Genomic DNA, 7,112 nt, shown 5'->3' on the forward strand with positions numbered 1-7,112 from the left:
TGCCTGCAAACAACCCGTAAGCGTTTGGCCGGCGTTGAAATGGTATAATAAACCCAGGGTGGGTCTGCAGTGGATGCTTTTTCACAAAGGGCCTGCGGCAACCAATCACTTTGAGGGAGGAGGATTTATCAGAAGCAATGAAGCGGTTACTTACCCTAACCTTCAGTTTCATTTTTTGCCCGTGGCTATACGATATGATGGTAGTTCTCCATCAGGGGGACATGGCTACCAGGTGCATGTTGGACCAATGAATTCTGATGCCCGTGGATCTGTGCTGATCAGGTCGGCGGATCCAAAGGAAAAGCCGGCTATTCGGTTTAATTATCTTTCTACAGATCAGGATCGGAGGGAATGGGTGGAGGCCATCCGTTGTGCCAGGAATATCCTGAACCAGCCGGCAATGGATCAATTCAATGGTGGGGAACTTTCGCCCGGGCCGGCCGTTGATACCGACGCGCAAATACTGGATTGGGTGAAACGTGATGCGGAAACTGCCTTACATCCATCCTGCACCTGTCGGATGGGCACGGATAACATGTCTGTTGTAGATCCGTTAACGTTCCGGGTGCATGGGCTTGACGGTTTACGGATAGTAGATGGGAGTGTAATGCCGTATATAACCAACGGTAACCTCTATGCGCCAATTATGATGATTGCGGAAAAGGCTGCCGATATCATTGCAGGGAATCAACCGCTTGCACCTGAAAAAGTTGATTTTTACAGAAAGCCGGGTTAAACCCACTGCATGACTTTAGGGCTTGCTCATAAACTCAGCGAAGCCCCTGATACCATTGCCTGGTTTTCTGAATAGGATAGAAGTTTCCTAACAAATTGGAAGTCAATTAAATTTTGGATTCCTGGACTCTTATTCGCAGGAGGTTTTCTCCTTTTTCCTGTTAATTGTGGCACAACAGGGTGACATATCTCAACCTCTTATTATTTATACGTTATAAATGAAATTTTATGTATTATTGATAATAATTTCATTTATACATGAACCTAATAGAAAGGCCTATTTATACGGAAAGGATCATTCCTTTCATCAATAAAGAGGTAATTAAAGTTTTAACCGGGCAACGCCGTGTAGGAAAAAGCTATGTCTTGCTCCAATTGATGGATCATATACGTCATACCGATTCTAAGGCGAACATTGTGTATATCAATATGGAGCTGGATGAGTTTGTTTCTATTAAAACAGATGCAGCTCTGAATGCATATTTGAAAGATAAGTTTGCTAAGGATAGGAATAATTATTTTTTCATAGACGAGGTGCAGGAAGTCACTGGTTTTGAACGAAGTCTGCGTAGTTTGCTGGCAAAAAATGTCTGTGATATCTATTGTACCGGCAGCAATGCCAATATGCTTTCCGGTGAATTGGCCACGCATCTTTCTGGCAGGTATATTGCCTTTCATATACATAGCCTGAGCTATGAAGAATTCAGGAAGTTCCATCAACTCAATAATACATTCGATACTGTGTTACAGTATCTTCGGTATGGCGGCATGCCTTTTTTACCTAATATAGGACTGCAGGAAGACCTTCCTTTTGAATATCTGCGCAATGTTTACTCTACAATCTTATTAAAAGATGTAGTCGCCCGAGAGAATATTCGAAACGTTTCTTTTCTTGAGAATCTGGTAATTTACCTGGCCAACAACACAGGTAGTCTGTTTTCTGCAAATAATATCAGCAAATATTTGAGATCTCAGCGTGTTGATATGTCTCCCCAGATAACGATCAACTATTTAAGAGCTTTGAGCAATGCCTTTTTTGTGCATAAAGTAGTTCGTGCAGAAATAGGGGGACTGAAAATATTCGAGATCGGAGAGAAATATTATTTTGAAGATATCGGTTTGCGTAATGCGATTGTTGGCTTTAACCAGCGTGCCGATATACACAAATTGCTGGAGAATGCAGTTTATCTTCACCTTATACAACAGGATTACCAGGTTTTTGTTGGAAAAATGGGTCATAAAGAAGTGGATTTCGTTGGAATCAGGAATGGGATAAAGCTGTATGTGCAGATTTGCCTTACCCTTGATAATGACGAAACGACTGCCCATCGTGAATTTGGTAACCTCCTGCAAATTGAAGACAATTATCCAAAATACGTAGTCACTTTAAATGATGTTTCCACGGGTATAAGCAAAGAGGGGATTGTTCATATAAATCTGATAGACTTCCTGACTGCAAATCAAAGTTAAATTAGAGTGCTACTATCGGAACTTTGATAAAAGTTGCAGACAAGCAAGTTATATGCTGCAACTTCTACAGGAAACCTTTAGAATGGGTTGTTAGAAAGGGATTTGTATGGTTGGAAATTATGCACTTTAAGATTTCTATTTCAATCTGTTCAAGGTTTGTATTTCGAACCTTTTCAGCCACAGCTTATAAGCAGCTTGTAAAAATAGCATTGGTTTTACAGAAAGTTATCAAACTAAAAAGCCTTCAGTTGTCGAAACTGAAGACTTTTATCTGATTTGCGGAGAGACAGGGATTCGAACCCTGGGTACAGTTGCCCGTACAACGGTTTTCGAGACCGTCCCATTCAACCACTCTGGCATCTCTCCTTACAACCGTGCAAAAATATCTTTTTATGCTTAAATAAAGCAGGAATGTTCAATTCTGTTTGAGCGTTAACCGCAAAGAACGGGAAGAAGGCGCAAAGAACGCAAAGCATTTATTCCTATACTTTTAAACGGTCTTCTTCGCGCTACTTCACATCCCTGGCGCGCTCGTGAAGAAGACAGCCACGCCCGTTAATTTGCACCGGCCAGCACCAGGTTATTGTCTTTGAATACTACAAATGTGCCGTCGCCCTTTTTCAGTTGCACATGGTTCAGCCGGTATTGCTTTTCGGGGAAGGCGGTTTCCCGGAGCTCAATGTTTACGGCGTCTTCTTTAAGCGTAAGCTGCGTATAAATGAACATGGCAATGTCCTGGCGCACCCCTCTCGGCGTGAATTCTTTTTCGAAGATCAGGTCATTGGTTTGAGATGAAAATATCTTCAGCATCACGGAGCTCCTTTTTTTTACCACCGGGGTAGCCGACTGCATATGTTTCGCCAGGGATTTGTTTTGCTCGTATTCCTGCGGAGTGGAGATGTATTTGAAGTTAACGAACAATGTTTTTTCGGCAGGATTAAAGAACCGCACTACGGTGCTGCTTAACGGCACCACCAGGGCAAAGCAAACCGTAAGGATCAATACAGCAAAAAAAGGCCTGGTTTTTTCATGATCGGCAACGGTCATTTTCCCTGGGCGCTTATCTTCTTCAACCTGTTGATCAAGGAAGCCGAGCAGCTTTTCCTTGCTGTATTGGGTCAGGGTAAACAACTTCAGCTTAGAAGCATTGTATTTTTTGGAGAACAGCGGCGCTCTCTTTCGCAGGAACCTGCTGATGGCCCAGGTTTTTCCCAGGCGGTAATAGCAGTCTTCACAGCTCAGCAGCGCAACCTTTTGACTATTGTGCTCCAGCAACTGCTGCACATCACCCGGCATTACGCTGCCAATGCAGGGAACCCTGTAGTGAACGATATCAAGGTTACCGGGCAATTCCGGATCGGGAAAATAGCTGCAACTGTAAAGCGTAACATCGGCTTTCTCCCGCAGGGCAAGGTTAACCACGGGAAATTGCGGGTGGCTGATGGCATGCTCATCGCAGGAGCCGATGCAGATACCGCAGCCCACACATTTGTAGGGCGACAGGATGGCCTTCCTTTTCCCGTTCCTGGTAAGCATATCAATGGCTTCATACGGACAATCGTAGGAGCAAAGATTACAGGCATCACATTTGTCGGGGTCAATAAAAACGGGCGCCCTGTTTTTTCTTTTAATGATATAGGGTATGATGCAAAGCAGCAACCCCGAACCGATCATGATCAGCCAGTTCTGGTTAACGCTGAATAGTTTCATCAGGTAATAGCCGAAATAGTAATACCAGTCGAAAGTGGTTTCCGTGGGCAGGTTGGAAACCTGTGCAGGCGGATCGCTTTTTACGGGAAACAGGATAGAAATGATACCCAGGGCGATCACGCAATACAGGATCAGTTTTTTGGGTGGAAAAATTTTAGGTTTGGAGATGCGCAGCACATGTATCCAGATGATGATAACCGTTATCAGCGAGAACGCGATATGCCCGAAGAGCGCTACCTTGAAAAAGCCGCCCACCGTATCAAGATCATTCATTAAGAAGGCTCCGGCGATAGATGGGTCAAAGATGGGAAGTGTTGAAAAAAGCCGGGCAGTGAGATAACCTGTCAGCTTGGCCTTCTGATCCCATACCAGTATAAAGCCGGTTACTCCTATAATAACCACGATCAAAAAAGAGATCACCCCGCTGATCCACGATACCAGCCGCTTGAATTTAGAAGTTATCAAGGTATGCGCAAGGTGCAGTAAAATAAAGATCACCAGCAGGTCTGATGAATACCGGTGGATCGTTCTCATCCAGCCGTTAAAGATATTGGCAGACATCGCTTCTACCGAATCCCAGGCATGACGCGGGTTGATATTGTAAAAAATAAAAATATAGATACCTGAAATGCAGGCGATCACGAAGAGCAATATAGCGATGCCGCCCAGGTTATATAAGGGGTTAAGGTTGGTGCCATATATTTTTCCCAGCGGGGAAGACAGCCTTTGAAAAAAACGGTGTCCGCGGGTACGCTCTTTTTCTTCACTTGTATTATCATGGATATGTTTACTCATCCGGGTCTTTTGAAACGATAAAGGATCTTATAAAAAGCATGCTTATCAGTCCGATCATCAGTAATCCGGCCGATGTAGATATAATAAAGCGCCAGTCGGGCTTATAGGTTTTCAATACCGGGTCGTAACCGAAGCAACGCAGGTAAAGCCCTTTGAAGAGCCCGGGTCTTGTTTTTTCTGCCATGGCTTCCATCACAGCCAGCTTTATATCTTTTCTGGAAGGATTTACGCCATAGATGAATCTTGATATCCTCCCGGCGGGCGTTAAAACGATAAGAATAGAAGGATGATTGAACTCCTTTGTTGCCGGGTCATAGTCATATTCGTAACCCACAGACAACAGCAGTTCTTGGATGGCTTCTCCTGAGGCGGAAATGGTTTTCCAGTTCACGCCGTCCATCTTCCACCGGTTTTCATAGGCGGCAAGGTTCATCTGCCTGTCGCTGCTGTCGAATGAAAAGCTCACCATGGTAAAATCCTGCCCGAGTGTGCCCAGTCCGTTGATGGCAGTTTGTACACCGCTGCTGATCACACCGCAAAGCGAATGGCACCTGGTATATACGGGCGAAATAATAAGCGGCTTTTTACCGAGCAGCGAAAACAGCCCGAAGCGGTTTCCGGCGGCATCAAATACTTCAATGTCGGCCACTTTTTGAGCAAGGAATTTTTTTTCATCAGGGAGATTGAACCCGCTCAGCAGGAGCCATACCGGCAGTATCCATAAATGCACATGTTTCATATCAGCAGGTTAATAATACCGGGGCCACGGCCCCGGTACCAATTTCTAAACTTCAAGGGTTTTTCTTTGGACGTTGACTTTAATTTACATTCCATGTTGCCGCCAGCCATTTCCAGTTCAGGAAAAAGAGCGCCAGGAAAACCAGTAAAAACAGCAGGGTGAGCACAAGTGTCCCGGGCGCTTCAAATCCTTTATGTGCTTTTCCGGCAGGCGCCAATGGTGAAATGCCGAGCTGCATATCATCAGGACCGTTTACCCTGGGTCCGAAGAAAACGGAGATCACCACGATCAGTATCCATATGATGGTAGATATAAATGCCAGTGAGCCGCCCAGCATCATGAGGGCCCAGAAAAAGTCTACCGCCGGGTTGAAGTCGTAGGTGAACGGGCCGCCGGAGAACGTAGAATCCCAGTGGCGGCGCGGAACGCCCAGCTGCCCCAGCACGATCATGGAAACAGACAGGAGCGCTATACCAATAAAAAATAGCCAGGGCTGCCATTTGGCCCACCCGAAGCCCACGATCTTTTTCCTGAAGATCAGCGGGATCAGGTAATAGGTAATGCCCATAAAGGTGAGGGTAGTGCCAATAACCACGGTTCCTTTAAAATGGCCGGGGATAGCAATGGTGTTGTGTACGATGATATTGGTTTGCTCCATGCCGAAGATAACGCCCGTGGTGCCGCCGATGAATCCGAAGCCGATGACGGCCAATATTATGGAAGAAAATGCGGGGTTGCCCCAGGGCGCTTTCGACAGCCATTGGAACAGTCCCTTGTTGTAGCCCCACCTGCGCTGAGCCGATTCAAAAGAGGAAGGAACGGCAAAAGCGTGTATCATGGAAGCCAGCACGGCGAGGTACATGGCATAGCTGGTATTCCATACTTTCCATGCGCTGCTTACACCGGGGTCGGTAAGCAGGTGATGGGCGGATGCCAGACAGATGAAAAGGATATACAGCACAAAGGCCGATCTTGATACTCTTTCATTGATGGAGGTGCCGCCTACAGATAAAAAAGATACCATATACCAGATGGAAACCATTGCCGCTACATTGATCTGCTGTGAAGAGTGCCCCAGTCCCCACCAGATCAGCTTGTACATAGCCGGGTCAATATTGTCTATGAGCCCGAGCGACCATAAAAACGTAGGAATATAGATAAGCGCACCCGAAGCCAGCGTAATCACCGCAATAATGGCTGCTGTCATCATGCCATAGGTGAAAAGCGGCATTGTTTCTCCATAGGCCTTTTCTCTCCTTGCTATCATCAGGTTGCCAAAGAATAATATAACGCCCAGCAATGCGCCCACCGCAAAGAGGATCACCCCGAGGTAATAGAGCGGGTGCGCTTTGAGCGGTGTATACGAGGTGAGCATAACATCCGCCCTGCCCATCAGGATGATAATATTAGACAGTACCAGCCCGGTTACCATCAGTCCAAAAGCCACCCATCCCAGCTTTGGTGCGCAAAACCGGGTATTGAGCACTACGGTGGAGCCGAAGTATAAGCCGGCGATCTCGAAGAAGATGATCCAGAAAATGAGCGCGTTCAGCCCGTGAAAAGTAACGAGCCGGTAATACCATTCGGCGCCCAGGAGATGCACCGGCTGGTACCTGGTAAATACCAGCAATATGGCAGCGGTTACGGCAAGCAATAAGGAAAT

At 46.0% G+C, this 7,112-nt stretch carries 5 protein-coding genes and 1 tRNA gene; 2 read left to right on the forward strand and 4 right to left on the reverse strand.

Annotated features, from left to right (window positions below; genetic code table 11):
* Both PLH26_RS18495 and PLH26_RS18500 read left to right on the forward strand, forming a co-directional pair.
* The coding region (locus tag PLH26_RS18495; RefSeq protein WP_324587511.1) for a GMC oxidoreductase at positions 1-736 on the forward strand (736 nt) is incomplete at its 5' end.
* A gap of 257 nt (positions 737-993) precedes the next feature.
* Positions 994-2,205: an ATP-binding protein gene (locus PLH26_RS18500; protein ID WP_324587512.1), complete on the forward strand. Its 1,212-nt coding sequence runs from the start codon at positions 994-996 to the stop codon at positions 2,203-2,205.
* A gap of 279 nt (positions 2,206-2,484) precedes the next feature.
* Here PLH26_RS18500 and PLH26_RS18505 read toward each other — a convergent pair.
* The 4 genes from PLH26_RS18505 to PLH26_RS18520 form a co-directional block, all read right to left on the reverse strand.
* Positions 2,485-2,571: transfer RNA gene (locus tag PLH26_RS18505), tRNA-Ser, on the reverse strand.
* A gap of 189 nt (positions 2,572-2,760) precedes the next feature.
* Positions 2,761-4,710 (reverse strand): 4Fe-4S binding protein, encoded by a 1,950-nt coding sequence (locus tag PLH26_RS18510; RefSeq protein WP_324587513.1) that lies wholly within the window; start codon positions 4,708-4,710, stop codon positions 2,761-2,763.
* Positions 4,703-5,449: an SCO family protein gene (locus PLH26_RS18515; RefSeq protein ID WP_324587514.1), complete on the reverse strand. Its 747-nt coding sequence runs from the start codon at positions 5,447-5,449 to the stop codon at positions 4,703-4,705. The genes PLH26_RS18510 and PLH26_RS18515 overlap by 8 nt, the downstream gene beginning before the upstream one ends.
* Positions 5,450-5,528: 79 nt before the next feature.
* Positions 5,529-7,112, reverse strand: a 1,584-nt coding sequence (locus tag PLH26_RS18520; RefSeq protein WP_324587515.1) for a cbb3-type cytochrome c oxidase subunit I, incomplete at its 5' end; no start/stop codon positions are given.

Origin of the sequence: Agriterribacter sp., from assembly GCF_035444585.1 — a bacterium.
Lineage (GTDB): Bacteria > Bacteroidota > Bacteroidia > Chitinophagales > Chitinophagaceae > Agriterribacter.

Bases quoted from the DNA above. Each gene is read 5' to 3' on its own strand.
- PLH26_RS18500 (WP_324587512.1), top strand. From the start codon at position 994: ATGAACCTAATAGAAAGGCCTATTTATACGGAAAGGATCATTCCTTTC.
- PLH26_RS18510 (WP_324587513.1), bottom strand. From the start codon at position 4,710: ATGAGTAAACATATCCATGATAATACAAGTGAAGAAAAAGAGCGTACC.
- PLH26_RS18515 (WP_324587514.1), bottom strand. From the start codon at position 5,449: ATGAAACATGTGCATTTATGGATACTGCCGGTATGGCTCCTGCTGAGC.